This is a genomic window from Shimia sp. W99 (assembly GCF_053851455.3).
In genome coordinates this window covers 3,968,958-3,994,572 of record NZ_JBSQBU020000001.1, presented here as the reverse complement: position 1 = coordinate 3,994,572, position 25,615 = coordinate 3,968,958, and the positions used below count along the sequence as shown (strand labels likewise).

Here is a 25,615-nt window from a genome sequence, read left to right as displayed (position 1 = left end):
CAATCCTCAATCATTCGGGAACCAGCCGCGCGTGCGGTTGGCAAAAGCAACAAGCGAGAGCATGACCGGCACTTCGACCAACACCCCCACGACGGTGGCCAGCGCCGCCCCCGATCCCAACCCAAAGAGCGAGATCGCGACGGCCACGGCCAGTTCAAAGAAATTCGACGTACCGATCATGGCGCAGGGCGCAGCCACGTTGAACGGCACATTCCAAAGCCGCGCCCAGCCATAGGCAAGGAAGAAGATGCCGTAGGATTGGATCAAAAGCGGAATGGCGATGAGCAGGATCACGAAGGGCTGGCCCAGGATCACCTGAGCCTGGAACCCGAACAACAGCACCACCGTCACCAGCAACCCGGTGATCGAGAACGGCGCCACCTTTGCCTTGAAGGCATCCACGGCGGCTTCTCCGCCCTGACGGACCAGTCGGGACCGCGTCACCAACCCCGCCAGCAGGGGCAAAAGCACGTAAAGCACCACCGACAGGATCAGTGTTTCCCACGGCACGACGATGTCGGTCACCCCCAGAAGCAGCGCGACGATGGGCGCAAAGGCAAACACCATGATCACGTCATTCACACTCACCTGAACCAGCGTATAGGTCGGATCACCGCGCGTGAGGTTGGACCAGACAAACACCATCGCCGTACAGGGCGCCGCCCCCAGCAGAATCACCCCCGCCAGATAAGCCTGCGCATCCTCGGGTGCGATCCACGGCGCGAACACATGTTCAAAGAACAGAACCCCCAGCGCGGCCATGGTGAAGGGTTTGACCAGCCAATTCACAACCAGCGTGATCGCCAGCCCCTTGGGCCGCTCGCCAATATGGGCCAGCGATTTGAAGTCGACCCCGACCATCATCGGATAGACCATCGCCCAGATCAGCACCGCAACCGGCAGGTTCACAGACGCCACCTCCAACGCAGCCAGCGCGCCGAATACACCCGGCATCACGCTGCCAAGCAACAAGCCCGCCCCGATGGCCAACGCCACCCACAGCGACAGGAGACGTTCGAACGTTCCCAAACCGGCTTCGGCCTGTATCACGTGATCACTCATTCATTCTGCTCCTGCCATGATGGTATCCTGCCCGATCTTGTCCAGCCGCCCCTGAAGCGCCACGGCGTCGAGCTGTTCAATCGGCAGGTTCACAAAAGCCGATATCCGGTTGCGCAGCATGCGGTAGGTCTCGGAAAAGGCGACCCGCCTTTCGGCCTCGCTCCCCTGAACCTGAACCGGATCAGGCAGCCCCCAATGCGCACTCATCGGCTGCCCCGGCCAGACCGGACAGGGTTCAGCGGCGGCAGCATCACAGACAGTAAAGACAAAATCCATCCGAGGCGCGTCGGCGGTGGCAAACTCGTCCCAGCTCTTTGACCGCGCGAACCCCGTGTCGTGGTTCAGCCCGTTCAGCAGGTCGAGCGTATAGGGATGCGGCGCCCCGGCGGGATGCGATCCGGCAGAAAACCCCCGGAACCGGCCCATGGATTCCCGCTGCAACACAGCTTCGGCGATAATCGAACGCGCCGAGTTGCCCCGGCACAGGAACAACACGTTATAGATTTTGTCCGACATGGCTCGTGTCTCCTTGTCAACAGGCACAGGTGAGGTCTTCGATCAGCGGTTGGCACAATTCTGGCCGCCCGCCGCAGCAATCCTGCAAGAGAAACCCGAGCAGCCCACGCAGCCCCTCGGTATCCGCGAAATACCGGATCGCCCTGCCTTCGCGCGCATTGCGCACCAGTCCGGCATTGAGCAGCACCGAGAGGTTGGCCGACAGCGTGTTCTGCCGCACCTCCATCGCCTGCGCGATCTCCCCAGCCAGCATTCCGGCCTCGCCCCGCGCGATCAAAAGGCGGAACACATCCAAGCGCAACGGCTGGCTCAGGGCGGCAAAGGCCGAAAGGGCGTCATTCTTTTCCATATTTCATGAAATATTGAAACAAGAGATCCGGGACAAGCGATTCCCGCGCCCGTTATGGTGAATTTTTTGTAACACCGGCATGACGCCCGCCGCCGCGTACCCGCTTGACTCTCACATCATCGGGGCGCCCTCATGAACAGGTGAATCCGGAGCCGCCATGACCGCCGTTACCGTTCTTCTTGCCCTGATCGCAGGCCTCGCCCTCTGGACGCGCCGCCTGTCACGCGCCGCAGAAGTCGCACAACCTCCAATCGGCGCGTTCCAGCCCGTCACCGGCGGAACCATCCACTACATCGAAGCCGGCCCAAAAGACGCGCAAACCCTTGTGCTGATCCATGGGCTGGCCGGCAATCTGCACCATTTCACCTACGCCTTGGTCGACAATCTGGCCACATCGCATCACGTCATTGCGCTCGACCGCCCCGGAAGCGGCTATTCCACGCGCGAAGACGATACGCGGGCCTCGCTCGAAGCGCAGGCCGCGATGATCTGGGAATTCGTCGACACCCAAGGCATCACCAACCCGGTTCTGGTCGGCCATTCCCTTGGCGGCGCGGTGGCGCTGGCGATGACGCTCGCGCGACCCGACGCGCCTGCCGCCCTTGCCCTGCTTTGCCCGGCAACCCAGCCCCAGGCGGGCATTCCCGACGTATTTCGCCCGCTCCAGCTCAAATGGCGCGGCATGCGCCTTGTTCTGGCCCACACGCTTGTGGTCCCGATGACGCGGCTCACCCGCCGCCGCATGCTGCAAAAGATCTTCGCCCCCGACCCGGTCCCCGCAGACTTCGAGACCAGGGGAGGTGGGCCTCTTGCGCTGCGCCCGGAAACCTTCATCTCGGCGTCTGCTGACCTGATGGCCACGCGCGAAAGCGTGTCCCACCTGACAGAGCGCTACGCGACAGACATGTGCGTCCCCGGAGCCATCCTGTTTGCCGAAGACGACGCCATTCTGTCGCCCGATCACCACGGCACCCCCATGGCTGCTTTCGGCTTTGACACCACGCTCCTGCCCGGGCATGGCCACATGATCCCCTTCACCGCCCCCGACGCCTGCACGCAATTCATTCGTGACATCGCCGCCCGGGCTCCCGGCTGATCCCCTCTTCATTTTGCCAGAAATACTCCGGGGGTGCGGGGGCTGGCCCCCGCGTCCAACCTGTGTGCGGGGGTTGGCCCCCTGCAAGCCTGTTATCCAAACACGTCGAGCGGGCGATCCTCCAACATGGTTTCCATCGAGAAATACCCCGTCACCGTGTCCAGCTCATAGCCCGTGGTCAGCCGCCGATACACCGCGTCATAGCCCGACATACCTGTTGTGACGATCTTGAGCATATAGTCCCAATCTCCGCCAATCCTGTGCATCTCCGCCACCTGTGGAATGCGCGCCACATGCTTTGCAAACCCCTCGGCCCATTCCATGGAATGATTGCGGGTGCGCACCATGACGAACACCGTCAGATCAAGTCCCAATGCCGCCGGATCGATCTTCATCCGCGTTCCCTTGAGAATGCCCTGCTCATCCAAACGCTTCAATCGGCGCCACAAGGCATTCTGGGACAGCCCCACCCGGTCCGCCAGATCACGCTGAGAAAGCGATCCGTCGCGTTGCAGCAGATCAAGCAACTTTCGATCAATGGTATCCATTTTTCCTATCATTTCGATCAAATGACACAAAAACCGGTGAATTACCATATCAAATAAGTGAACTCATCCCAGCCCGACAGCGCTAACCTGACAGCACACCACTCACGGTAACAGGGCGTCCCATGACCAATCAGACAAATGCATTCCAAGACTTCGCCAAAAAACTCCGGCAGGACCCCAATCCCCTGTCAGGACTGCGCGAAGGTCTGATCGGCGGGGACGCCACGATCGACACACCTGCTGGGCCGACCAAGCTGATCTATGCCGATTACGTCGCCTCAGGCCGCGCCCTGCGACAGGTCGAGAGCTTTGTCATGGAACAGGTTCTGCCATTTTATGCCAACAGCCACACCGAAGCGTCTTTCTGTGGCGCCCATACCACGAGGTTGCGCGAAGATGCCCGCAAGGTTGTCGCTGATCTCTGCGGTGCCCGCACCGAAGACCATGCGGTAATCTTCTCTGGTTCAGGCGCGACGGCGGGATTGAACCAGTTGATCCACCTGCTGCAGGTCGATGCGGGCAGCACCGTCATCGTCGGCCCCTATGAACACCACTCCAACCTCCTGCCCTGGCGCGAGAGTGGTGCAAGAGTGATCGAACTGCCCGAAGCCGCAAAAGGCGGCCCCGACATGGACGTGCTCAATGGTGCCCTTGCGGAGCATACCAAGTCCGGCCCGGTGATTGTTGCCATGAGTGCCGCAGCAAATGTGACCGGCGTTTGCCCCGATGTCGCGGCGGTGACCCGCATCGTCAAGGCGCACGGTGCACGCATGGTCTGGGATTATGCCGGTGGCGGCCCCTACCTGCGTATGGCCATGACCCCGGCGCAGGGTGCCGAAATCGACGCGCTGGTCTTTTCGGGGCACAAGTTCATCGGTGGCCCCGGTGCCAGCGGTGTTCTGATCCTGCGCCGGGATGCGGTGGCGACGGATGTGCCCTATCGCCCCGGCGGTGGCACCGTGGCTTTCGTGAACGCGCATCAGCATGATTACGTCACCCGGCTCGAGCAGCGCGAAGAAGGTGGCACGCCCAACGTGATCGGCGATATCCGCGTCGCGCTGGCCATGATCGTCAAGGATGTGATCGGACAGAGCTATTTCGACACGCGCAACACCGAGCTCTCTGCTCGTGCCTTTGATGCATGGGCCAAGCACCCGAATATCCAACTTTTGGCCGACAATCGCCCCAACCGCCTGCCGATCCTGTCCTTCGTCCCCCGTGACGCAAACGGCCAGCGGATCGACCACAACGCCTTTACCCGCGCCCTGTCAGAAGTTTACGGCATTCAGGCGCGCGGCGGTTGCTCCTGTGCGGGACCTTATGTGCATGCACTGCTGAACATTGACGATGCGCTCAGCGCCGAAATCCGCGAGGACATCCTGCATGGCGGCGGCACCAGCAAGCCGGGCTTCGTGCGTCTGAACCTGAGCGTGCTGATGACGGATGAGACCGTCGATTTCATCCTGAACGCGGTGACAGAGCTGGCGTCGGGATGGCTCGCCAAAGCGGCCTGACGCGCCTCAGAGCCGGGTCTTGCGATACTTGAACGCGCCGGACCCGCGCGCAATGATTTCGCCGGTCTCGTCGCACACCGTGCTTTCGGCAAAGAACGTGCTCGCCCCACCCCCCACGCGCCGTCCCTCGGCGATCAGGACATGCCCTTTGGGGCGCGACAGGAAGTTGGTGGTCAGCGACAGGGTCAGCGCCAGCTTCTTATGCCCCGGATCACCCGTGTAGCAGCCCGCATAGCCCATCACCGTATCAAGCAGCGTCGCGTAGATACCGCCATGCGGAATGCCCGCCCGGTTCATCAGGAAATGCTCGATCGGCAATTCCAGCCGGGCGTAATCCACATCCCAATGGGTGAGCCGGAACCCCAGATGCTTTTGCAGCGCATAGGGGTCTTCATCAAGGCGGGGGTCAAGCGGAGTTTCACTCATGTCACATGCCTGCCCGAGCGTCACACCGCGGTCAAGCCGCCATCAATGGCAATCGCCTGTCCGGTCATAAATGAATTTTCGGGCGCACAGATCCAAAGCATCGCCTGCACCACTTCCTCGGGGGCACTGACGCGCCCCATCGGCACACGGCTGGCGATATGGGTAAACGCCTGCTCCCGGCTGAGACCGGCCTTGCCGCCGACCTGCTCGGCCATTTCGTCCACCATCGGCGTGGCGGAAAAGGACGGGCACAACGCGTTTACGCGAATGCCGCGTTTGGCGTTTTCGTCCGCGGCGGCCTTGGTGATACCCACGACCGCATGTTTGGCCGCCGCATAAAGCGACAGGTGCCCCGACCCGACCAGACCCGCCGCCGACGCTACGTTCAGGATCGCGCCGCCCCCGTGCTGCTGCATCAGCGGGATCTGGTATTTCATACACAGGAACACGCCCTTGGCATTCACGTTCATCATCAGGTCGAAATCTTCGGTGGTGAGGAACTGCAAAGGCTTCACGTCATGGCCGATGCCCGCGTTATTGACCCCGACATGTACGGTTCCAAAGGCCTCGGCAATCCGACCCACATGGGCGGCCACCTGTGCCTCGTCCGAAACATCCACGACATCCGACACAACCTCGACACCCTTGGCGCGCAGGGCGTCGACCACCTCGGCAAGCTGCGCGCCATTCACATCCGACAGGCCCAGCCGGGCGCCTTCGGCTGCAAACATCTTTGCAGCAAGCGCGCCGAAACCGCTGGCCGCGCCAGTGATCATGACCACCTTGTCCTGATAGCGTTTATCCATGTTTCGCGGCCTCCAGCCCCGCCTTGGCAAAGCGGGGCACAAAAGCCCCCAGCCGCATCGCCCGCTCAGGGTCGGACGCATTGCCATCCAACGCGCGTTTCAGAACACCCTGAATGATTGCCCCCATGCGGAAGAAACAGAAGGCAAGGTAGAAGCCGAAACGATCAATCCCGGGCAGGCCCATGCGCTGGCAATAGGCGGCGATGAACGCCTGATCGGTTGGAATGCCAAGGCTTGCGCGGTCCACCCCGGCCAGCCCGCGCCCCTCGTTGCCCGGCGGCATTTGCCACTGCATGATGACCGAGCCGAGATCGGCAAAGGGGTGGCCAATGGTCGACAGTTCCCAGTCCAGCATGGCGATCACCTCTTCGCGGTCCGGGGCAAAGAGCATGTTGTCGATGCGGAAATCCCCATGCACCAGCGTGCGCTTGCCATCATCGGGCGGCGTGTTGGCCGCAAGCCAGTCAATCAACGCATCCATGTCCGGCACAGGCTCGGTTTCCGAGGCGCGGTATTGCTTGGTCCAGCGTGCGATCTGGCGTTCGAAGTAGTTGCCCTCGGGGCCATAATCCGACAGCCCCACAGCGTCGATATCGACGGAATGAATGGCGGCCAGAACCCGGTTCATCTCGTCAAACACCCGGCCCCGCGCCTCGGGATCAAGGTCGGGCAGACGCGGGTCATCAAACTGCCGCCCCACGACATGGTCCATCACGTAAAAGGCCGAGCCGATCACGTCGTCGTCCTCGCAAAGCACATGCATCCCCGCGACCGGCACGTCAGTCCCGGCAAGGGCCTTTTGCACCCGGAACTCGCGATCCACCGCATGGGCGGACTTCAACAACACCCCCGGCGGCTTGCGCCGCAGCACGTATTTACGCCCCGGTGTCGTCAGCAAAAAGGTCGGGTTGGATTGCCCGCCTGCAATCTTGGTGGCCTCAAGCGGGCCTTCGAACCCCGGCAGGTTGGCGCTCAGCCAGCCCGCGACGGCCTCGGTGTCCAAAGTGCTGGTATCCATGCGCTGTCTCCCCTCAGCTATAGGTCAGCATGTCCTGTTCGTTCTCCGCAGTGATATGCGGTGTTTCGTTGAACCCATGCATCCACGTATTGCCCCGCGCCATGACAAATCGCGCCACGGCACAGTTCTTGACCTGCAATTGCAGCAGGATCATCTGTTCGGCAGGCGCGTCCAGCACATCTGCCAACGTGCGCCCGATGGCCCCGCCGGAACTCACCGCAATAGGGCACTTGGCGCCGCTCTGTGCGATGATCTCGCGCGCCTCACGGACACGGGTCGAAAAGGCGGCAAAGCTTTCGGGCGGGTTGGCGATTTCCTCGCGCTGCCATTCCAGAACCGTATCGCGAAGGATGCGGAAATGCGTCTTGCGGTCGGTGTGCAGATCATCCGGGCGGTCATCGCGCCCGGCAAAACGCGCCTCAAGCAGCCCGCCGAAATCAAACTCGTTCCACCCGGGCAGAACCACCGGCTCCAGCCCGGTCTTCAGCGCGCGTTCCATACCCTCCCATGTCTGGCGATGCCGTTTTTGCCCTCCGATAAACACGGCATCCGGGGCCACGCCCTGCGCCTTCAGCGCCGCGCCCAGCGCTTCGGACTGACGGTGCCCCAGCTCGGACAGGTTGTCATAATCCGCCGCGCCAAAACTGGCCTGCGCGTGACGCACAAGGTGGAACATGGCGCTCATGCCATGCGCCCCTGAAGCCGTTTCCACGCCGCATTGAATTCGCGTTCATAGCGATCCACGAGGTCGGCAACAGACGTCACATCCTTGACCGCGCCAATGCCCTGTCCCGAACCCCAGATGGTTTTCCATGCCTTTGGCTTTTCGCGCTTGTCGCCGAAATTCATCGTCTTGAGATCGCCTTCGGGCAGGTTGTCCGGATCCATGCCCGCGTTCTCGATCGAACCACGCAGGTAGTTGCCGGACACCCCGGTAAAGAGCGAGGAATAGACGATGTCATCCGCGCCGCTTTCCACGATCATGTCCTTGTACCCCTGCAGGGCGTTTGCCTCTTTCGTCGCAATGAAGGGCGATCCGATATAGCCCAGATCTGCCCCCATCGCGAGCGCGGCCAAAAGCGCGTCGCCCGTGCCGATTGAGCCGGACAGCAACAGCGGTCCCTCGAACCATTCACGAATTTCCGAGATCAGCGCGAGCGGCGATTGCGGCCCCGCATGTCCCCCGGCCCCGGCGGCCACGGCGATCAGACCATCGGCGCCTTTCTCGATGGCCTTCTTGGCAAAACGATTGTTGATGATGTCGTGCAAGGCAATGCCGCCGCAATCATGCGCGGCCTCGTTCACCTCGACCCGCGCGCCCAGCGAGGTAATCCAGATCGGCACCTCGTGCTTGTGGCAAAGCTCGATATCCCGTTCCAGCCGTGTATTCGAGCGATGCACGATCTGGTTGACGGCAAAGGGCGCTGCGGGGCGGTCCGGGTTGGCCTGATTGTGGCGGTCGAGTTCCTCGCGGATCAGGGTCAGCCAGGTATCGAGCAGCGGGTGTTCGCCTTCGCCCTCGCGCGCATTGAGCGCAGGAAAACTGCCGACGATCCCGGCCTTGCACTGGGCAATGACGAGTTCCGGCACGGATATGATGAAAAGCGGCGATGCAACGGCGGGGATACGCAATCCCTGCAACGCTGCGGGCAAATGGCTGTCCCCACGCATGTTTGTCCTCCTGTTCCCTGATCGTTAGCCTAGGCCGCGCGGGCCGCATAGCAAGGATCGCCGTTCACGACATAACGTCACTTTGATTGCATGCCGGGCGCGCGCTGCAAGGTGCCTCCGGCGGGGGTATTTGAAACCATTGAGAAATCAGGGGCGGGCGAGGAAATCGAGCACCAGGCGCGCGACCCGCTCGGGTTGCTGGTGCAACAGCCAGTGATCGGCCCCTTCGATTTCGTGGATCTCGAGGCGTTCGCAGAACCGTTCGATCCCGTGGCGCGCTTCGGGCAGGAGCGCGGTGTCCTCAAGCCCCCACAAAAGCAGGTGGGGCATGGTCACGCGCAAATGGGTCGGGTTCAGGCGGGGGAGCGTCTCCGGGGGCAAGGGATGGCCCGGGCGTGCAACCTTGAGCGCAGAAGCGCGATACCAGTTGACCATGCCGCGCACCGCCGCTGCATCCCCCCATGCCGCACGGTATTGCTCGCGCTTTTGCGGGGTCATCCAAGACATGTCCATGTTCTCCGAGAAAATCCGGAACATGCGGGCATGATCATCAGCCACAAGCGCATTTTCCGACCCGTCCGCGCGCAGCCATTCGATATACTGGCTGGCCGCGCTTTGCGCGCCGCCCGATGCCAGCGCGTTCTGGAACGGCACAGGATGCACACCATTGGCGATCACCAGTCGTTCGACAAGGTCCGGATGACGAAATGCCAGCGCATAGGCCACCGCCGCGCCCCAGTCGTGCCCGATCACGGCCGCCGCCGGTTTGCCCTGGCCGTAATGCACGATCATCGCGGCAGCATCCGCCATCAGTTCGGGCATGGCATATTCCGCCACCCCGGCCGGTTTCCACGACCCGCCATAGCCACGCTGATCCGGCGCCACACAGAAAAACTCCCCCGCCAGAAATGGCAGGATATCCTCGAAAGCGCCGGAATATTCCGGGAACCCGTGCAGGCACAGGAGCAGCGGCTTTTCCGGGTCGCCGGCTGTCAGGGCAGAGAACGGCTGGCCATTGACGGTCAACCGCTCTGTCTTGAGCGCTTCAGGCATCCGGCAGCTTGTAATCGGCAAACTGCTTGCGTAGGCTCAGCTTGGACACCTTGCCCGTCGCCGTCAGCGGCAATTCATCGACAAACACCACATCATCGGGCAACTGCCACTTGGCAAAATGCTCTTCGAGCATGGCCATGAGTTCAGGCACTTCGGGCTCGCCCTCCGCCGTTGGCACCACCACCAGAAGCGGGCGTTCATCCCATTTGGGATGGGCGATGGCAATCACCGCGCAATTGGCCACTTTGGGATGGGCCATAACCGTGTTTTCAAGGTCCAGCGAGCTGATCCATTCGCCGCCGGACTTGATCAGGTCCTTGGCGCGGTCGGTGATGTTGAGATAGCCGTTGGCATCAATCGTCGCCACGTCCCCGGTACCGAACCAGCCCTCGCTGTCAAAGGCGTTGCGGTTGGCCTCGTCATTCCTGAAATACCCCGCCGTGATCGCCGGGCCCCGCACGAACAATTCGCCCGCCGCCACGCCATCATGGGGCAGGCGCTGACCATCTTCATCAAGGATCTTGAGTTCGACCAGACAGGTGCGCCGCCCCTGTTTCGACTTGACTTTGAGCTTCTCGTCCAGCGGCAGGTGCTCAAGATGCGGCGGCAGGTTGCCCGTCGTCCCGATCGGCGACATCTCTGTCATGCCCCAGGCGTGACAGACATTCACGTCATTCTCTTCAAAGAACCGGATCATCGAGGCGGGCGCCGCAGACCCACCGATCACCACATCGGCCAGCCCCTTGGGCAGACGGCCCTGTTTCGCGATTTCGCCCTGAAGACCAAGCCAGACCGTCGGCACGCCCCAGGCGGAATAGACGTTTTCCGCCTCCATCAGCCTAAAGAGGCTTTCGCCGTCAAGAGCCCCGCCCGGAAAGATGAGCGATGCGCCAGTCAGCGGCGCGGCATAGGGCAGGCCCCAGGCGTTCACATGGAACAGCGGCACCACAGGCAGGATCGCACGCCCCGGCTGCAGGACATTCGGCAGGCCAACCGCCTCCATGAAAGCATGCAAGACCGTCGAGCGATGCGTATAGAGTGTGCCCTTGGGGTTGCCGGTCGTGCCCGACGTATAGCAAAGCCCCGAGGCCGTGTTTTCATCAAACACCGGCCAGTCAAAGCTTTCGGGCTGTCCCTCAAGCAGGTCTTCATAGCACAGGTAGTCGCCTGCGGGCATATGCGCCCGGTCGGTCATCACCACCACCTTCAATCCGGCGGGCCACTGCGCCCGCAGCGCCGCGACCAGCGGCACAAAGGTGGTGTCGACAAACAGCATCGTGTCCTCGGCATGGGTCACGATATAAGTCATCTGCTCGGCCGACAGGCGCGGGTTGATGGTGTGGCACACGGCGCCGATTCCGGAAATCGCATAGTAGAGTTCGAAATGGCGATACCCGTTCCACGCAAGGGTCGCGATCCTGTCGCCGATTTCGGCGCCCTCTCCCTTTAGCGCATGGGCCAGTTGAGACACCCGTCCCAGCGTTTCGCGATAGGTGGTGCGATGAATGTCGCCCTCAGTGCGCACCGACACGATTTCGCCGGTCGGATGGATTTCGGCCGCGTATTTCAGGATGTCCGCGATATTCAGCGGCACGTTCATCATTGACCCAAGCATCCCTTGCCCTCCCCTGCCTTTGGTGATGGTGATCTGAGCCGGTACGTTACCCGGCACGTCGCAGATTGCAAAAGGTTCCTTTGCAATCTGCCGCAGCGTCTCGCGCCAATCGCTGCACAGTCACCCTTCGCAGATGCGCAGAGGCGGCAATTGCAAGCGACGTGAGCCCCGCCTAGATTCCCTGATGAAAGGAGACACACCATGTCCATCCGCCCCGTTCTGGAAACCCGCCGCGCCCAGCCGACCCTGGAAGGGGCCGGCGTGCACCTGCATCGCGCTTTCGGCTTTCGCGATCCCGACGAGCTTGACCCGTTCCTGATGATGGATCATTTCCGCAATGATGACCCGGCCAAGTACAAGGCCGGTTTCCCCTGGCACCCCCATCGCGGCATTGAAACCATCACCTATGTGCTGTCTGGCGCCGTGGAGCATCAGGATTCGCTGGGCAATACCGGCAATCTCGGCGCCGGGGACGTTCAGTGGATGACGGCCGGTTCGGGTATCATGCACCAGGAAATGCCGTCACCGGATGCGCATGGCGTCAACCACGGGTTCCAGCTCTGGGCCAACCTGCCCGGCGCGCAAAAGATGGTCGACCCGCGCTATCAGGATGTGAACGCGCGCGAAATCCCCGAGATCACCGACGATGACGGCACCCATGTGCGGATCATCACCGGCACATTCTGGGGGCGCACCGGCCCCGTGGATGGCATCGCAGCCGACCCTGTCTTTCTGGACGTGACGGTCCCTGCAGGGGTGAAAAAGACCCTGCCGATCGACACCTACCGACGCGCTTTTGCCTATGTGTTCGAAGGCGAGGCCGCCTTTGCCGATGCCAGCACACCGACAGGCGTCCTGCTGGAAAAGGAAGTCGCCGGTCAGGAGGTCAATATCCGCGACATATCAGGAGATCGCACGCTGGTGCGGTTCGGCACCGGGGATGAGATCACCGTTCAGGCCGGGGAACGCGGCGTGCGCTTCCTGCTGATTTCGGGCACCCCGATTCAGGAACCCGTGGCCTGGCACGGGCCGATCGTGATGAACACGCAGGAAGAATTGCGCCAGGCTTTTGCCGATTTGCGGAACGGCACGTTCATCAGACCTGCGCACTGACGCGGCGGGCCGTCAGGCCAAACCGCCCCGCATTTGGGTATCTGGAACCATTGAGAAGCAAGAACCAGCTGCTTCTCAATGGTCACAAATACCCAACTCCGACACATCCCCAGCCAAAGGTTTCAAGGATCAGATCGCCACGGATTTGCGCACCATGTCCCAATAGATCTGTTCGACTTCGGCCAAGGAAAGCCGTCCGCCCTCGCGGAACCAGGTATTCACGCCGGTCAGCATGGCAATCACGGCCATGGTGGCGATCTTGGGGTCAGGAACGGCAAACACCCCCGCCTCAACCCCAGCGCGCAGGATGGTTTCAAGCCGGTCCTCGTAGCGGCGGCGCAATGCTTCGATCTCGGCAAAGTTCTCCGGGCTGAGATTGCGCAGTTCCATGTAGGCGATGAAAACCTCGTCAGGGCGTTCGGCGTGGAACTGGATGTGGAACCGGGTGAAGTGCTCGAGCCCTGCCATCGGGTCGGACCCTTCCTTGGGGGCGTGTGCAGCAAGCAGATCTTCAAGATGCGCGCGCATCAGGTCGAACAGCAAGGACTGCTTGTCCGGCGTGTAATTATAGAGCGCCCCGGCCTGCACACCGACCTCGCGCGCGATCTGGCGCATCGAGACCGCCGCATACCCGTGCTGCGCAAACAACGCCAGCGCCGCGGTGCGGACGCGCGGGCCGGTGATTTCGGAATGTGATCCTGCGGTTCTTGCCATGGACCCAGATTAACTGAACATATGTTCTAATAAAACCCCTGCTTGCCCTGCGCGTCGCTCTGGGGCACAGATAGGGAAATCGAGCCATCCGAGACCCATGCGTATTTTCGTTTCCTTCCTGTTCCTGATCGCGGCGGCCTGCAGCCCGGGCCGGGACGTTCTCGACATCGACGACGCCGCGGCCGTGGCCGCGCCCTATCCCGAGCTTATGCCGGTCGAACAGACCCTTGCCATGGATACACCGCGCCTGAACGAGAACAGTGACGAAGCGCTGGAAGCTCGGGCAAAACGCCTCAAACGGCGGGCCGCCGACGTCAGGGCAATGCCTGCCCAATAGGCAACCCGCACCCCAGCCGACATGTCACCTCCGACGCGCCGTTGCACAGGTCAACGGGTTGGGATACACGGCCTCTTGATTGCATTCTGTCATCAAGGAGAGCGCCAGATGACCACCCCCCTGCGCCTTGGGATTGCCGGGCTTGGCACCGTCGGTGTCGGCGTCGTCAAGATCGTCCGCCAGAAAGCCAACCTTCTGGCCACACGCACCGGGCGCCCCGTGGTGATCACCGCCGTCAGCGCGCGGTCGCGCGACAAGGATCGGGGCGTGAACCTGAGCGACTATTCGTGGGAAGAAGATCCCGTCGCGCTGGCCAAACGCGATGACGTGGACGTGTTCGTCGAGCTGATGGGCGGCGAAAACGGCCCCGCCAAGGACTCGATCGAAGCCGCAATTGCCTGCGGCAAGGATGTTGTCACAGCCAACAAGGCGCTGCTGGCGCATCACGGTCAGGCGCTGGCCGAAGCCGCCGAAGAGGCCGGACGTGTGATCCGGTTCGAAGCTGCCGTCGCCGGGGGCATCCCGGTGATCAAGGCCCTGACCGAAGGTCTGGCGGGCAACGATATCACCCGCGTCATGGGTGTGATGAACGGCACCTGCAACTATATCCTGACCCGGATGCTGGATGACGGGTTGAGCTATGACGAGGTGTTCGCCGAGGCCGACAAGCTGGGCTATCTCGAAGCCGATCCGAACCTTGACGTGGGCGGGATTGACGCAGGGCACAAGCTCTCGCTGCTGTCGTCCATCGCCTTTGGCACTCAGGTCGATTTCGACGCGGTCGAACTTGAGGGCATCCAGCGCATTTCGATCGAGGACATCAAGCAGGCCAACGATCTTGGCTACCGCATCAAGCTTCTGGGCGTGGCCCAGATGACCGGGCGCGGTCTCGAACAGCGCATGTCGCCCTGCCTCGTCCCCAAGAACAGCCCGCTGGGTCAGCTCAAGGGCGGCACCAACATGGTGGTGATCGAAGGCGATGCGGTAGAGCAGATCGTTCTGCGGGGACCCGGCGCGGGCGAAGGCCCGACCGCCAGCGCCGTGATGGGCGACGTATGTGACATCGCGCGCGGGTTCCGGGTGTCGACATTCGGCATTCCGGCCAAGTCGCTGAGCAAGGCCAAGACGGCCCAGTCGAATTCACCTGCCCCCTATTACCTGCACCTCAAGCTCGAAGACCGACCCGGCGCACTGGCCAAGATCGCCACGGTTCTGGGCGACAATGGCATCAGCATCGACCGGATGCGCCAGACCAAACACAAGAATGCAGCGGCCCCAGTTCTGATCGTGACGCATAAAACCCAGCGCGCGGCTCTGGATGCCGCCATTGAAGCCATGCGGGACACCGGTGTCGTGGAAAGCGCGCCGGTCGCGCTGCGCATCGAGATGGTCTGAGTACGCAACTTGCACAAGCCCGGCTGAGACATCGCGCGGGCTTGTGACATTGCCCCCCCTGCGTTATTGCGGGAACAAACCTAAGCACAAGGATATTTCCATGCCCGAAATCGCGGAATTTCATGACCGTATGCTCTCTCTTGGCCTGGCACGTGTTGCCGAACAGGCCGCGATTGCCTCGGCTGCGCTGATTGGCAACGGCGACGAGAAGGCCGCCGATCAGGCCGCCGTGAACGCGATGCGCGAACAGCTCAACCTGCTGGACATTGCCGGGGTTGTGGTGATCGGCGAAGGCGAACGCGACGAAGCCCCGATGCTCTATATCGGCGAAGAGGTTGGCACCGGCAACGGCCCCGGCGTGGACATCGCTCTCGACCCGCTCGAAGGCACCACCCTGACCGCCAAGGACATGCCCAACGCGCTGACCGTGATCGCCATGGGGCCGCGGGGCTCGATGCTGCATGCGCCCGACACCTACATGGACAAGCTGGCGATTGGTCCGGGCTACCCGACCGATGTCGTGTCGCTCGACATGTCCCCCAAGGAACGCGTCGAAGCACTGGCCAAGGCCAAGGGCTGCGCCCCCGCCGACATCACCGTCTGCATCCTCGAACGCCCCCGCCATGAAGACATGATTGCAGAGGTCCGCTCAACCGGTGCCTCGATCCGTCTGATCACCGACGGTGACGTGGCCGGCGTCATGCACTGCGCCGAGGCCGAGGAAACCGGCATCGACATGTATATGGGCCAGGGCGGCGCCCCCGAGGGCGTACTGGCGGCTGCGGCGCTGAAATGCATGGGCGGCCAGATGTGGGGCCGTCTGCTGTTCCGCAACGACGACGAAAAAGGCCGCGCGGCCAAGGCGGGGATCACCGATCTCGACCGGATTTATGCGCGCGACGAGATGGTGACTGCGGACGTGATCTTTGCTGCCACCGGCGTCACCGGCGGTTCGCTCCTGCCGCGCATCAAGCGCAGCCCGGGCTGGGTGGAAACCACCACGCTGCTGATGCGTTCGAAATCCGGCTCGGTCCGCCGCATGACCTACCGCGCCCCGGTCGAGGGCTGAATGACGCGGGCACTGGTTCTCATCGACATCCAGGAGGGCATGGACAGCCCTCTCTGGGGTGCCCGCAACAACCCCGATGCGGAAAAAAAAGCGGCGCGCCTTCTGGCGCGCTGTCGTGTTCTGGGCCTGCCCATTGCCCATGTGCGGCACTTTTCGACCCGCCCGACAAGCCCGCTGCACCCGGATCAGGGCGGCAACGCGATCAAAGCCATTGTTGCACCGATGGGCGACGAGCCCGTGTTTGAAAAAAACACCAACTCGGCTTTCATCGGCACGGATCTCGAAACCCATCTGCGCGATCTCGGCGTTTCGGGGCTGATTATCGCCGGGCTGTCGACCCCGCAATGCATCTCAACCTCGATGCGCATGGGCTGCAATCTCGGGTTCGACGTCTGGCTCGCCCATGACGCCTGCGCCGCTTTTGACACGCACGCCCGCAGCGATTGGCGCGCAGGCCTGCCCGCGATGACGGCACAACAGATTCACGATGCCGAAATCTCCATGCTGCATGGCGAATTCGGACAGGCCCTCGCCACCGACGACATTCTCAAGGCCCTGGCATGAGCGATTTTCTTGGCGTTTCCAGTTCCCTGACCGGGCGCCGTTGGGTTGGCCCCTCGGTCGAAATCACCCGCGCGACCGAACTTCTGCAACAGGACACCGCCCTGCCGCCCGCGCTCTGCGCCGTTTTGGCCCGGCGCGGCGTCTCCCCGCAAGAGGCCGCCGGGTTTCTTGAACCGAAACTGGCAGACCTGCTGCCCGACCCGCGCTCTCTCAAGGACATGGAAAAGGCCGCGGCGCGCTTCCTGCAGGCGGTCAAAACCCGCCAGCGGATCGCAATCTTCGCCGATTACGACGTGGATGGCGGCAGCTCCGGTGCGCTTCTGGTCACGTGGCTGCGCGCCATGGGCCTGCAGGCCACGCTCTATGTGCCGGACCGGATCGACGAAGGCTACGGCCCCAATGACGAGGCCATGGCGGCCCTTGCGCGTGACCATGACCTGATCATCTGCGTGGACTGCGGCACGCTCTCCCACGGCCCCATCGCCGCCGCCAAAGGCGCGGACGTGATCGTGCTCGATCACCATCTGGGTGGCGAAACCCTGCCCGACTGTCACGCCGTGGTGAACCCCAACCGCCAGGACGAATCCGGCGACCTCGCTCATCTTTGCGCGGCCTCGGTGGTGTTCCTGATGCTGGTCGAGGCCAACCGGCAGATGCGCGAAAGCGGCACACAAGGCCCTGACCTGATGTCCCTGCTCGATCTTGTCGCGCTGGCCACCGTGGCCGATGTCGCCCCCCTGATCGGCGTCAACCGGGCGCTGGTGCGGCAGGGGCTCAAGGTCATGGCACGGCGCGACCGCCCCGGCATCGTCGCGCTTTCGGATGTCGCCCGCATGGATTCGGCCCCCAACAGTTACCACCTCGGCTTCCTGCTCGGCCCGCGCGTCAACGCGGGCGGGCGCATCGGTCAGGCCGACCTTGGCGCGCGACTCCTGTCGACCGACAACCCGGACGAAGCCCGCGCCATGGCCGAACGGCTGGACCAGCTCAACACCGACCGCCGCGACATCGAAGCCGCCGTGCGCGCCGCGGCGATGGAACAGGCCGAAGCCCGTGGCCTTGATGCCCCGCTTGTCTGGGCGGCGGGCGAAGGCTGGCACCCCGGTGTCGTCGGCATCGTCGCCTCCCGCCTGAAAGAAGCCACCAACCGCCCTGCCATCGTCATCGGACTGGACGGGGACGAGGGCAAAGGCTCGGGCCGCTCGATCTCGGGCGTCGATCTCGGCGCCTCGATCCAGAAACTCACCGCCGAAGGCCTCCTGAGCAAGGGCGGCGGCCACAAGATGGCCGCCGGTCTGACCGTGGCCCGCGATCAGCTGGAACCGGCCATGGCGCGCCTGTCGGACCTGCTCGCAAAACAGGGCGCAGGCAGCGCCGGCCCCGCCGATCTCAAACTCGATGCCCTCCTGATGCCGGGTGCTGCCACGGTCGAGCTGGTACAGGACATCGACAAGGCCGGCCCCTTTGGCGCAGGTGCCCCCGCCCCTCGCTTCGCCTTCCCCGAGGCCGAAATTCGCTTTGCCAAACGCGTGGGCGACAACCACCTCAAGATCACCTTCGGCGACGGGCTGGGCGCGCGGCTCGAGGCGATCTGTTTCGGCGCCTTCGACACCCCCCTTGGCCCAGCGCTCGAATCGCACGGACAGTCCCGCTTTCATCTTGCCGGGCGGCTCGAGATCAACTCATGGGGTGGTCGCCAGACCGTACAACTCCGCCTCGAAGACGCCGCGCCCGCCTGAACACCCGCCCCATTCTTCCTTTTGCCGCAAATATCCCGGGGGAGTCGCGAGCCTGCTCGCGACGGGGGCAGCGCCCCCGGAACCCCGCGGTCAAAAAAGTCGCGCCCAGTTTGAAATTTCCGCTTGCAGTGCCCCCGGCCTTTCACTAATTACGCCTCACGCTTCGGCACGGCCCGTTCGTCTATCGGTTAGGACGCCAGGTTTTCAACCTGGAAAGAGGGGTTCGATTCCCCTACGGGCTGCCAGTCGAAGCCGGTTCTCCGGACTTCTGTTCCACCTTGAACCAAGCAACAGCGTGGCCCGTTCGTCTATCGGTTAGGACGCCAGGTTTTCAACCTGGAAAGAGGGGTTCGATTCCCCTACGGGCTGCCACTTCTGCCGCACCTCCGCCCCCATCGTGACACCGCGCCTTTGCCATCGCTGGCGCCGCTGCATAGTGTGTGTACAGGAAAGCGCATGTTTTGCCCCGGTCGCACCGGCAAGGAGGTCCCCCGTGAAATCCATCGTAGTCGCCACCGACATGTCCCCCCGTTCCGATCGCGCGCTGGAACGCGCCCTGTTTCTGGCCACGCAACACGGCGCGCGGCTGCACGTGGTGTCGGTGGTGGATGATGCCCTGCCCGAAGACATGGTCAATCAGCTGCGCGAGTCTGTTTCCGAGCGGCTCGAGGCCTATCTTTCCCGCCAGCCGGGCAAGGCACTGGCCACGGTCACCGTACTTGCCGGCGATCCCGTGGAACAGGTCAACGCCTTTGCCATCGACAAGGAAGCCGACCTTGTCGTCATGGGACTGCACCGCGCCCGGCGCCTCTTTGACCAGCTGCGCGAAACCACGTCCGAACGGATTGCCGCCGCCAGCCTTGCCCCGGTCCTGATCGCCCGGAACATGGTCGAGGGAGACTACGCCGCCGCCCTTGCCTTGATCAGCTTTTCCGACGCCTGCGCCGCCGCGCTGCGGGCGGCGGCGACCGTTGCCCCCAACGCGGCGATGACATCCTTTCACGCCATGCTGGTGCCCTTTGCCGGGCTGACGGGCGAGTCGCATGTCAGCGAAATGGCCCAGGCTGTACGCAGGGAAACCGAAGCCAAACGCGATGCCTGGCTGGCGAAGTCGGCGATCCCCGGCGCCTATGCCCCGCCAGAGATCGTGACCGGCAGCGTGACCCAGGCCCTGCATGACAAGATCGCCAGCATCACACCCGACCTCTTGGTGCTTGGCACACATACCCGCGGATTTGCCCTGCACAGGCTGGGCGGCTTTGCCGCCGATCTGTTGCGCGAACCGCCCACAGACCTGTTGCTGTCGCCGCCGTCGGTGCGTTAATCGGCCTCTGCCAGCGGCACCGGCGTATCCACCCCCGCCGTCCACGGCTTGATATCGACCAGCGGCGTGCCGTCGAAACAGTCGATGGCATCCACTTCGATCTCCCCCGACTCGACATCAACCGACAGGATTGTCACCGCCGACATGGCCATGGGGTTCGGACGATTGGGCGAGCGCAGCGCAAAGGTGCCCCGCGTGCCGTCGACATGTTTGGGCGCCTGCGTGATCAGGTCCCGGCGCGCCTGATGCATCCAGTAGATCAGGAAAATGCCCCGCCCCGGCTCAAGTCCGGTGAGCCCCGGTGCAAACCCCTCTTCCAGTTTCACCGTGAACCGCCCGCCCTCCTCGGCGGCACGCACCCGTGCAGAGGTCACGTTCTTGGGGCAATCCCCGCGCTTCCATGGGGTGTGAATACGCCCGATGAACCGCACGGTCGCGTCCACGCGCGCTGCCGGATCAAAGGACAGGGTGGTTTCGCCATCGCGGATGGCGGGTACGTCGCTGCTCATGGGATCTATGCTCCTTCACTTTGCCCCATACTGCCCGATCCATGCGCCAACACCAGCGCCGCAACGCCGCAGCCCGAATGCAAAAAGGGCCACGGGGGTGTGCCCCGTGGCCCTTTTCATGCGGTGTGCCCGGGCTAGTAGATCGCCCAGACCAACGCCAATGTTATCGACGGGAACATCGCCAGGATCGCCACGCGGATGATATCGGCCAGCACGAAAGGCGCCGTGCCACGGAAGGTCTGGCTGATCGGGATGTCGCGCGCCATGGTGTTGATGACAAACAGGTTCATCCCCACCGGTGGCGTGATCAACCCGACCTCGACCACGATCAGGACGATGATGCCGAACCACAGGGCGAATTCCTCGGTGCTCATGCCGAAATCCAGCGCCGTCATGATCGGGAAGAAAATCGGCACCGTCAAAAGCACCATCGACAGACTGTCCATCACGCAGCCGAAGATCAGGTAGAGCACCAGCACACAGAACAGCACGAACCACGGGCTGAACCCCTGTTCCGTCACCCACTGCGCCGAAGTCTGCGGCAGTTGCGTGAGTGCAAGGAAGCTGTTGAACATGCCCGCCCCCAGCACGATCAGGAAGATCATTGCCGTGGAATTGGCCGTGGTCAGGATCGAGTTGACGATCTTCTTGCCGTTGAGCCCCCCGGTCACCAGCGCCACAAGCCCTGTGCCTGCCGCGCCCACCGCCGCCGCTTCGGTCGGGGTAAAGATACCGGCATAGATACCGCCCACAACCGCAAGGAAGATGAGGATCACAGGCCAGACCGAGATCAGCGCCTTGAACCGCTCCGCGTAGGGCACCGGCTCGAGCGCATCGCCCGACCCCGGCACCACGCGCACATAGATCGCGATCACCAGCATATAGGCAATCGCCGCCAGAATGCCGGGAATGAAGGCCGCGACAAAGAGTTTGGCGATGTTCTGTTCGGTCAGGATCGCATAGATCACGAGGATCACCGAAGGCGGGATCAGGATGCCCAGCGTCCCCCCGGCGGCCAGTGTCCCGGTGGCCAGCGGCCCGGAATAGCCATAGCGGCGCAGTTCCGGCAGGGCCACCTGCCCCATCGTGGCCGCCGTGGCCAGTGACGAACCGCATATCGCGCCAAACCCGGCGCAGGCGCCAATGGCCGACATCGCCACCCCGCCCTTGAGATGCCCCAGCCACGCCTCGGCGGCCTTGAACAGCCCCTTGGACATGCCCGACAGGGTCGCGAACTGTCCCATCAAAAGGAACAACGGCACGATCGACAGCGAATAGTTCGAGAAAGTGCCATAGACGAGATGCTTGAGCTGTCCCATCGTCATCATGGTCGAGCCGAACACGATATAGGTGCCGCCCATGCCCACCGCCATCATCGCCAGACCGATGGGAATGCGGATGAAAATCAGGAACAGGAGAACCGGAAAGGACCAGAGGCCGATTTCAATATTGCTCATGCGCTTGCCTCCGACGACTGCCCCAGCAGGGCGCGCAGACTGCGCAGGATGCAGAACGCGGCAACGATCACGAACACGGCGGCCCCGAGGAACCCGGCGGCATAAGCCATCCAGATCTCGAACTGCAGGATGAAAGTGGTCTCGTGGTAATTGTACTTGTCCATCATGCCCAGATAGAGCCGCCACGCGATGATATAGGCCGCGATGAACATCATCACGTCCGCAACAAGATCAATCAGGCGATTTCCGAAACGCCCAAAGGCGGGCTGGAACAGGTCCACGCGCGCATGGCCCCGGTTGTACTGACACCATGGCAGAAAGGCGAAAATCGCAAATGCCACCCCGGCCTCGACCAGTTCGAAATCCCCCGGTACAGGCCCCAGCCCCAGCGGGATGAGCGCACGCCCGGTGATCGACAGGCAGGTCATGATGATCAGCCCGATCAACACGATCCCTCCCAGTATGGCCATGACGCGGGCCAGCCAGCCTACGCCCGTGTTCAACATATTATACATGATGGTGTTCGATCCCTGTCCCGGTCTTGTCCCTGTTGCTCTTGTAGCGCTGTCCATGCGCGCCCGGCATTGGCTCACACTGCGACAGTTCAAACGCGGCCTGTCAAGGTTTTGATGGCCGCGCATCCGCCTTTTGCGATCTCCTTCGAGGGTGCCGGACACGCGAATTCCCTTTTCACACGCGCCTGCGCCCTTTGCCGAAGTGTCCCGGAAAAGCAGGGGTTTCGGCAAATCAATTTCGCCGAGATCATATTGAAAAAAGCTATGAGCGGTGAAAAACCCCCGCGCGAGGCCGCTAACCCAAGGCGCGCCCGAGGTCTTCGAGGATCGGGCAGTCGGGGCGGGAATCCCCGGCGCAGGCCCCCACCAGATGTGCCAACGTGGCCCGCATGGCTTGCAGATCGGCGATCTTGGCGTCGATCTCGCGCAGGTTTTCCTCGGCCACCCGTTTCACGTCTGCGCTCGCGCGGCTCTGGTCCGCATAAAGCTCAAGCAGCGCCCGGCAGTTCTCGATGGTGAACCCTAGCGAGCGGGCGCGCCCGATAAAGGCCAGCCGATGAAGGTCTTTTTCATCAAAATCGCGGTAGCCGTTTTCACTGCGCCGGGGCGTGATGAACCCGATTTCTTCGTAATAACGGATGGTCTTGGATGGCAGGCCCGACCGTTTGGCCACTTCCCCGATATTCATGCCAACTCTCCTTATTCTGCCGCTGCCGGAACCAGCGGACGCGTCCCTTGCGCCTCTGCCGTTTCCACCGCCGCCGCGACCCAACGCAGGCGCAAGGCATTGCTCAATACAAAGACGCTCGACAGGGCCATGGCACCTGCGGCCAGAACCGGCGACAGCATCGGTCCGCCAAAGGGCACCAGAACCCCGGCGGCAACCGGGATCAGCACCGTGTTGTACCCAAAGGCCCAGAACAGGTTCTGCCCGATATTGCGGATCACCTGTTGGCTGATCGCCACCGCGTTGACCACGCCGCGCACATCGTCCGACATCAGCACCACATCCGCGGCTTCGATGGCCACGTCCGTGCCGCTGCCAATCGCAATCCCGACATCGGCAGACGCCAAAGCCGGGGCATCGTTGATCCCATCCCCGACAAAAGCCACGGCACCAACCTCTTCGCGCAGTGCCTCAAGTGCTGCCACCTTGCCATCAGGCAGCACTTCGGCGACCACCCGGTCAATGCCAAGCTCTTGCGCGATCACCCCCGCCGTATGCTTGTTGTCGCCAGTGATCATCGCCACCTGCAGACCCAGATCATGCAGGGCACGCACCGCTTCGCGGGCCGAAGGTTTCACCGGGTCGGCCACCCCCAGCACGGCGGCAACCACCCCGTCCACGGCAATGAAAAGCGGTGTGCGGCCCTGTCGCCCAAGGCTTTCTGCCCGCGCCCTGAGGTCACCAAGCTCCAGCCCCTCTCCCGTCATGAGGCGGTCCGCGCCGATCAGTATCGCGTGCCCGTCCACCGTGGCGCGCACCCCGAACCCGGCCAAGGCTTCAAAGCCGGTGGCCTTCGGCACCGACAGCCCCTTGCCCTTGGCTGCGCGCAGAATGGCCTGCGCAATGGGATGCTCCGACGTTGCCTCAACCGACGCCGCCAGCGTCAGCACGTGGTCGGCGTCAAAGCCGTTTGACACCTCCAGATCGGTCAGCTCCGGCTGGCCCTTGGTCAGCGTCCCGGTTTTGTCGAACGCAACAACTTTGCAATCGCGCACCCTCTGCAGCGCATCGCCCTTGCGGAACAAGACGCCCAACTGGGCCGCGCGTCCGGTGCCCACCATGATCGAGGTCGGCGTGGCCAGACCCATCGCGCAAGGGCAGGCAATGATCAGCACCGCCACCCCGGCGACAAGCGCACGACTCAGCACCGGATCGGGCCCCAGCAACAGCCACGTCGCCACCGTCAATAGCGCGACCACCAGCACCGCAGGCACGAACCACATGGTAATTCGGTCGACCATGCCCTGAATCGGCAGCTTGGCGCCCTGTGCGTCCTGCACCATGCGGATGATCTGGGACAGCATCGTATCCGCACCGACCTTTTCGGCCCGGAACACAAGCGCGCCCTGCCCGTTCACCGTCCCGGCGACAACCCCGCCGCCGCGTGTCTTTTCAACCGGCACGGGCTCGCCCGTGATCATGCTTTCATCAACCCAGCTTTCGCCGGACAGGACGGTGCCATCCACCGCGATCTTTTCGCCGGGGCGCACATGGACGTGATCCCCCACCACGATCCCCGCAATCGGCACCTCGACCACCTCGCCCGCGCGCTCGACACGCGCCTGACGCGGCTGCAGCCCGATCAGCTTGCGAATGGCCGCCCCGGTTTGCCCTTTGGCCCGCGCCTCCATCAGCCGCCCGGCCAGGATCAGCACGACAATGACCGCTGCCGCCTCGTAATAGACATTGGCGGTTCCCGCGGGCAAAAGCCCCGGCGCAAAGGTCGAAATCACCGAAAACAAATAGGCCGCCGACGTGCCCAGCGCCACCAGCGAGTTCATATCCGGCGCGCCCTTGAACAGCGCCGGATAGCCCTTGGCATAGAACACCCGCCCCGGCCCGACGAGCACTAGCGTGGTCAGCAGAAATTGCAGCAAGTAGCTGTTTTGCATGCCAATATTCGCCATCACCCAATGGTGCATGCCGGGAATCATGTGCGATCCCATCTCAAGCACGAAGACCGGCAGGGCCAAAGCAGCCGCCAACAGGGTCCGCTTTTTCAGCGCCCGGAATTCATCCGCCTTCTGCGCCTCGACCACGTCCGGTGTTTCGGTGTCGATCCGGGCCGGATAGCCCGCCGCCGTCGCCAGCGCCGCGATCTCGTCCGGGGCTGTGGCGCCGACGGCATAGCGCACCGTCGCGGTTTCCGTCGCCATGTTGACGCTCGCATCAATCACGCCGCGCCCGGCAAGCAACGCCTGTTCGACCCGGCGCACACAGCCTGCACAGGTCATCTCGGACACCCGGAACGATGTTTCCTGGATCACCGCTGGGTACCCGGCCTTTTCCAGCGCCGCGATCAGATCGTCCAGCGTGGCAGGCGCGTCATAGGCGACCTGCGCCGTTTCATTGGCAAAGTTGACCGAGGCCGACGCGACCCCCTCAACCCCCGCCAAAGCCTTCTCGGCCCGCCCCGCGCATCCCGCGCAGTTCAGCCCCGAAACCCGTAATTGTGCAGCGTGCGACTCTGTCATGACA

At 63.1% G+C, this 25,615-nt stretch carries 26 protein-coding genes and 2 tRNA genes; 11 read left to right on the top strand and 17 right to left on the bottom strand.

Annotation, left to right across the window (positions count from 1 at the left end; all coding sequences use genetic code 11):
• Window positions 1-6: 6 nt before the first annotated feature.
• Genes arsB through ACS3QZ_RS19265 form a run of 3 tightly spaced genes read right to left on the bottom strand, consistent with a single transcriptional unit; the run spans window position 7 to window position 1,927 of the window.
• Complete coding sequence (arsB, locus tag ACS3QZ_RS19275) at window positions 7-1,062, bottom strand: ACR3 family arsenite efflux transporter (RefSeq protein ID WP_456039278.1); 1,056 nt, start codon at window positions 1,060-1,062, stop codon at window positions 7-9.
• Window positions 1,063-1,578, bottom strand: a complete 516-nt coding sequence (locus tag ACS3QZ_RS19270; RefSeq protein ID WP_456039277.1) for an arsenate reductase ArsC — start codon at window positions 1,576-1,578, stop codon at window positions 1,063-1,065.
• 16 nt (window positions 1,579-1,594) lie between these two features.
• Window positions 1,595-1,927, bottom strand: coding sequence for an ArsR/SmtB family transcription factor (locus tag ACS3QZ_RS19265; protein WP_456039276.1), 333 nt, complete (start codon window positions 1,925-1,927; stop codon window positions 1,595-1,597).
• Between the two features lie 157 nt (window positions 1,928-2,084).
• On the opposite strand from ACS3QZ_RS19265, the gene ACS3QZ_RS19260 reads away from it, so the two are divergent.
• A complete protein-coding gene (locus ACS3QZ_RS19260) occupies window positions 2,085-3,023 on the top strand; it encodes an alpha/beta fold hydrolase (RefSeq protein WP_456039275.1) in 939 nt (312 codons plus the stop codon).
• Window positions 3,024-3,115: 92 nt separating this feature from the next.
• On the opposite strand, the gene ACS3QZ_RS19255 is transcribed toward ACS3QZ_RS19260, so the two are convergent.
• Window positions 3,116-3,583: an Lrp/AsnC family transcriptional regulator gene (locus ACS3QZ_RS19255; RefSeq protein WP_456039274.1), complete on the bottom strand. Its 468-nt coding sequence runs from the start codon at window positions 3,581-3,583 to the stop codon at window positions 3,116-3,118.
• A 110-nt stretch (window positions 3,584-3,693) separates the two neighbouring features.
• Here ACS3QZ_RS19255 and ACS3QZ_RS19250 point away from each other — a divergent pair, with 110 nt between their 5' ends.
• Window positions 3,694-5,085: an aminotransferase class V-fold PLP-dependent enzyme gene (locus tag ACS3QZ_RS19250; protein ID WP_456039273.1), complete on the top strand. Its 1,392-nt coding sequence runs from the start codon at window positions 3,694-3,696 to the stop codon at window positions 5,083-5,085.
• 6 nt (window positions 5,086-5,091) lie between these two features.
• Here the strand turns inward: ACS3QZ_RS19250 and ACS3QZ_RS19245 are convergent, their stop codons facing one another.
• The 7 genes from ACS3QZ_RS19245 to ACS3QZ_RS19215 all read right to left on the bottom strand — a co-directional run bounded on the left by ACS3QZ_RS19245 (window position 5,092) and on the right by ACS3QZ_RS19215 (window position 11,674).
• Complete coding sequence (locus ACS3QZ_RS19245) at window positions 5,092-5,511, bottom strand: PaaI family thioesterase (protein ID WP_456039272.1); 420 nt, start codon at window positions 5,509-5,511, stop codon at window positions 5,092-5,094.
• A 20-nt stretch (window positions 5,512-5,531) separates the two neighbouring features.
• Complete coding sequence (locus tag ACS3QZ_RS19240; protein WP_456039271.1) at window positions 5,532-6,317, bottom strand: SDR family NAD(P)-dependent oxidoreductase; 786 nt, start codon at window positions 6,315-6,317, stop codon at window positions 5,532-5,534.
• Window positions 6,310-7,335, bottom strand: coding sequence for a phosphotransferase family protein (locus ACS3QZ_RS19235; RefSeq protein ID WP_456039270.1), 1,026 nt, complete (start codon window positions 7,333-7,335; stop codon window positions 6,310-6,312). The genes ACS3QZ_RS19240 and ACS3QZ_RS19235 overlap by 8 nt, the downstream gene beginning before the upstream one ends.
• A gap of 13 nt (window positions 7,336-7,348) precedes the next feature.
• The gene (locus ACS3QZ_RS19230) at window positions 7,349-8,020 is read right to left on the bottom strand and encodes a histidine phosphatase family protein (protein ID WP_456039269.1); all 672 of its coding nucleotides are present in this window, start codon (window positions 8,018-8,020) and stop codon (window positions 7,349-7,351) included.
• Window positions 8,017-9,006 carry an NAD(P)H-dependent flavin oxidoreductase gene (locus tag ACS3QZ_RS19225; protein ID WP_456039268.1) on the bottom strand — a complete coding sequence of 330 codons (990 nt, stop codon included), beginning with the start codon at window positions 9,004-9,006 and terminating at the stop codon, window positions 8,017-8,019. The genes ACS3QZ_RS19230 and ACS3QZ_RS19225 overlap by 4 nt, the downstream gene beginning before the upstream one ends.
• Window positions 9,007-9,153: 147 nt before the next feature.
• Window positions 9,154-10,059: an alpha/beta fold hydrolase gene (locus tag ACS3QZ_RS19220; RefSeq protein WP_456039267.1), complete on the bottom strand. Its 906-nt coding sequence runs from the start codon at window positions 10,057-10,059 to the stop codon at window positions 9,154-9,156.
• Window positions 10,052-11,674, bottom strand: coding sequence for a long-chain-fatty-acid--CoA ligase (locus tag ACS3QZ_RS19215; RefSeq protein WP_456039266.1), 1,623 nt, complete (start codon window positions 11,672-11,674; stop codon window positions 10,052-10,054). The genes ACS3QZ_RS19220 and ACS3QZ_RS19215 overlap by 8 nt, the downstream gene beginning before the upstream one ends.
• A gap of 201 nt (window positions 11,675-11,875) precedes the next feature.
• Between ACS3QZ_RS19215 and ACS3QZ_RS19210 the strand changes: the two genes are divergently transcribed.
• On the top strand, window positions 11,876-12,787 hold the full coding sequence (locus tag ACS3QZ_RS19210) for a pirin family protein (protein ID WP_456039265.1): 912 nt from the start codon (window positions 11,876-11,878) through the stop codon (window positions 12,785-12,787).
• A 129-nt stretch (window positions 12,788-12,916) separates the two neighbouring features.
• On the opposite strand, the gene ACS3QZ_RS19205 is transcribed toward ACS3QZ_RS19210, so the two are convergent.
• On the bottom strand, window positions 12,917-13,501 hold the full coding sequence (locus ACS3QZ_RS19205; protein WP_456039264.1) for a TetR/AcrR family transcriptional regulator: 585 nt from the start codon (window positions 13,499-13,501) through the stop codon (window positions 12,917-12,919).
• A gap of 97 nt (window positions 13,502-13,598) precedes the next feature.
• Here ACS3QZ_RS19205 and ACS3QZ_RS19200 point away from each other — a divergent pair, with 97 nt between their 5' ends.
• The 8 genes from ACS3QZ_RS19200 (at window position 13,599) to ACS3QZ_RS19165 (ending at window position 19,929) form a co-directional block, all read left to right on the top strand.
• Window positions 13,599-13,838 (top strand): hypothetical protein, encoded by a 240-nt coding sequence (locus ACS3QZ_RS19200; protein ID WP_456039263.1) that lies wholly within the window; start codon window positions 13,599-13,601, stop codon window positions 13,836-13,838.
• Window positions 13,839-13,946: 108 nt separating this feature from the next.
• The gene (locus ACS3QZ_RS19195) at window positions 13,947-15,233 is read left to right on the top strand and encodes a homoserine dehydrogenase (protein ID WP_456039262.1); all 1,287 of its coding nucleotides are present in this window, start codon (window positions 13,947-13,949) and stop codon (window positions 15,231-15,233) included.
• 100 nt (window positions 15,234-15,333) lie between these two features.
• The gene (glpX, locus tag ACS3QZ_RS19190) at window positions 15,334-16,302 is read left to right on the top strand and encodes a class II fructose-bisphosphatase (RefSeq protein ID WP_456039261.1); all 969 of its coding nucleotides are present in this window, start codon (window positions 15,334-15,336) and stop codon (window positions 16,300-16,302) included.
• Entirely contained in the window at window positions 16,303-16,866 is a 564-nt protein-coding gene (locus ACS3QZ_RS19185) for a cysteine hydrolase family protein (RefSeq protein WP_456039260.1), read from the top strand.
• Complete coding sequence (gene recJ, locus ACS3QZ_RS19180; protein ID WP_456039259.1) at window positions 16,863-18,605, top strand: single-stranded-DNA-specific exonuclease RecJ; 1,743 nt, start codon at window positions 16,863-16,865, stop codon at window positions 18,603-18,605. Before ACS3QZ_RS19185 ends, recJ begins: the two co-directional genes overlap by 4 nt.
• Before the next feature lie 170 nt (window positions 18,606-18,775).
• A tRNA-Glu gene (locus tag ACS3QZ_RS19175) sits at window positions 18,776-18,850 on the top strand.
• A 52-nt stretch (window positions 18,851-18,902) separates the two neighbouring features.
• Window positions 18,903-18,977 (top strand) — tRNA-Glu (locus tag ACS3QZ_RS19170).
• 121 nt (window positions 18,978-19,098) lie between these two features.
• Complete coding sequence (locus ACS3QZ_RS19165) at window positions 19,099-19,929, top strand: universal stress protein (RefSeq protein ID WP_456039258.1); 831 nt, start codon at window positions 19,099-19,101, stop codon at window positions 19,927-19,929.
• Here ACS3QZ_RS19165 and ACS3QZ_RS19160 read toward each other — a convergent pair.
• The 5 genes from ACS3QZ_RS19160 to ACS3QZ_RS19140 form a co-directional block, all read right to left on the bottom strand.
• Entirely contained in the window at window positions 19,926-20,438 is a 513-nt protein-coding gene (locus tag ACS3QZ_RS19160; RefSeq protein WP_456039257.1) for an SAM-dependent methyltransferase, read from the bottom strand. The genes ACS3QZ_RS19165 and ACS3QZ_RS19160 overlap by 4 nt on opposite strands.
• Before the next feature lie 134 nt (window positions 20,439-20,572).
• Window positions 20,573-21,895, bottom strand: coding sequence for a TRAP transporter large permease (locus ACS3QZ_RS19155; protein ID WP_093095759.1), 1,323 nt, complete (start codon window positions 21,893-21,895; stop codon window positions 20,573-20,575).
• Entirely contained in the window at window positions 21,892-22,410 is a 519-nt protein-coding gene (locus ACS3QZ_RS19150; RefSeq protein ID WP_456039256.1) for a TRAP transporter small permease, read from the bottom strand. The genes ACS3QZ_RS19155 and ACS3QZ_RS19150 overlap by 4 nt, the downstream gene beginning before the upstream one ends.
• A gap of 295 nt (window positions 22,411-22,705) precedes the next feature.
• Window positions 22,706-23,098 (bottom strand): Cu(I)-responsive transcriptional regulator, encoded by a 393-nt coding sequence (cueR, locus tag ACS3QZ_RS19145; protein WP_093095755.1) that lies wholly within the window; start codon window positions 23,096-23,098, stop codon window positions 22,706-22,708.
• Between the two features lie 11 nt (window positions 23,099-23,109).
• Entirely contained in the window at window positions 23,110-25,611 is a 2,502-nt protein-coding gene (locus tag ACS3QZ_RS19140; RefSeq protein WP_456039255.1) for a heavy metal translocating P-type ATPase, read from the bottom strand.
• Window positions 25,612-25,615: the final 4 nt, after the last annotated feature.

Coding starts and splice junctions, on each gene's coding strand:
- arsB (WP_456039278.1), bottom strand. CDS start 1,062: ATGAGTGATCACGTGATACAGGCCGAAGCCGGTTTGGGAACGTTCGAA.
- ACS3QZ_RS19270 (WP_456039277.1), bottom strand. CDS start 1,578: ATGTCGGACAAAATCTATAACGTGTTGTTCCTGTGCCGGGGCAACTCG.
- ACS3QZ_RS19265 (WP_456039276.1), bottom strand. CDS start 1,927: ATGGAAAAGAATGACGCCCTTTCGGCCTTTGCCGCCCTGAGCCAGCCG.
- ACS3QZ_RS19260 (WP_456039275.1), top strand. CDS start 2,085: ATGACCGCCGTTACCGTTCTTCTTGCCCTGATCGCAGGCCTCGCCCTC.
- ACS3QZ_RS19255 (WP_456039274.1), bottom strand. CDS start 3,583: ATGATAGGAAAAATGGATACCATTGATCGAAAGTTGCTTGATCTGCTG.
- ACS3QZ_RS19250 (WP_456039273.1), top strand. CDS start 3,694: ATGACCAATCAGACAAATGCATTCCAAGACTTCGCCAAAAAACTCCGG.
- ACS3QZ_RS19245 (WP_456039272.1), bottom strand. CDS start 5,511: ATGAGTGAAACTCCGCTTGACCCCCGCCTTGATGAAGACCCCTATGCG.
- ACS3QZ_RS19240 (WP_456039271.1), bottom strand. CDS start 6,317: ATGGATAAACGCTATCAGGACAAGGTGGTCATGATCACTGGCGCGGCC.
- ACS3QZ_RS19235 (WP_456039270.1), bottom strand. CDS start 7,335: ATGGATACCAGCACTTTGGACACCGAGGCCGTCGCGGGCTGGCTGAGC.
- ACS3QZ_RS19230 (WP_456039269.1), bottom strand. CDS start 8,020: ATGAGCGCCATGTTCCACCTTGTGCGTCACGCGCAGGCCAGTTTTGGC.
- ACS3QZ_RS19225 (WP_456039268.1), bottom strand. CDS start 9,006: ATGCGTGGGGACAGCCATTTGCCCGCAGCGTTGCAGGGATTGCGTATC.
- ACS3QZ_RS19220 (WP_456039267.1), bottom strand. CDS start 10,059: ATGCCTGAAGCGCTCAAGACAGAGCGGTTGACCGTCAATGGCCAGCCG.
- ACS3QZ_RS19215 (WP_456039266.1), bottom strand. CDS start 11,674: ATGCTTGGGTCAATGATGAACGTGCCGCTGAATATCGCGGACATCCTG.
- ACS3QZ_RS19210 (WP_456039265.1), top strand. CDS start 11,876: ATGTCCATCCGCCCCGTTCTGGAAACCCGCCGCGCCCAGCCGACCCTG.
- ACS3QZ_RS19205 (WP_456039264.1), bottom strand. CDS start 13,501: ATGGCAAGAACCGCAGGATCACATTCCGAAATCACCGGCCCGCGCGTC.
- ACS3QZ_RS19200 (WP_456039263.1), top strand. CDS start 13,599: ATGCGTATTTTCGTTTCCTTCCTGTTCCTGATCGCGGCGGCCTGCAGC.
- ACS3QZ_RS19195 (WP_456039262.1), top strand. CDS start 13,947: ATGACCACCCCCCTGCGCCTTGGGATTGCCGGGCTTGGCACCGTCGGT.
- glpX (WP_456039261.1), top strand. CDS start 15,334: ATGCCCGAAATCGCGGAATTTCATGACCGTATGCTCTCTCTTGGCCTG.
- ACS3QZ_RS19185 (WP_456039260.1), top strand. CDS start 16,303: ATGACGCGGGCACTGGTTCTCATCGACATCCAGGAGGGCATGGACAGC.
- recJ (WP_456039259.1), top strand. CDS start 16,863: ATGAGCGATTTTCTTGGCGTTTCCAGTTCCCTGACCGGGCGCCGTTGG.
- ACS3QZ_RS19160 (WP_456039257.1), bottom strand. CDS start 20,438: ATGAGCAGCGACGTACCCGCCATCCGCGATGGCGAAACCACCCTGTCC.
- ACS3QZ_RS19155 (WP_093095759.1), bottom strand. CDS start 21,895: ATGAGCAATATTGAAATCGGCCTCTGGTCCTTTCCGGTTCTCCTGTTC.
- ACS3QZ_RS19150 (WP_456039256.1), bottom strand. CDS start 22,410: ATGTATAATATGTTGAACACGGGCGTAGGCTGGCTGGCCCGCGTCATG.
- cueR (WP_093095755.1), bottom strand. CDS start 23,098: ATGAATATCGGGGAAGTGGCCAAACGGTCGGGCCTGCCATCCAAGACC.
- ACS3QZ_RS19140 (WP_456039255.1), bottom strand. CDS start 25,611: ATGACAGAGTCGCACGCTGCACAATTACGGGTTTCGGGGCTGAACTGC.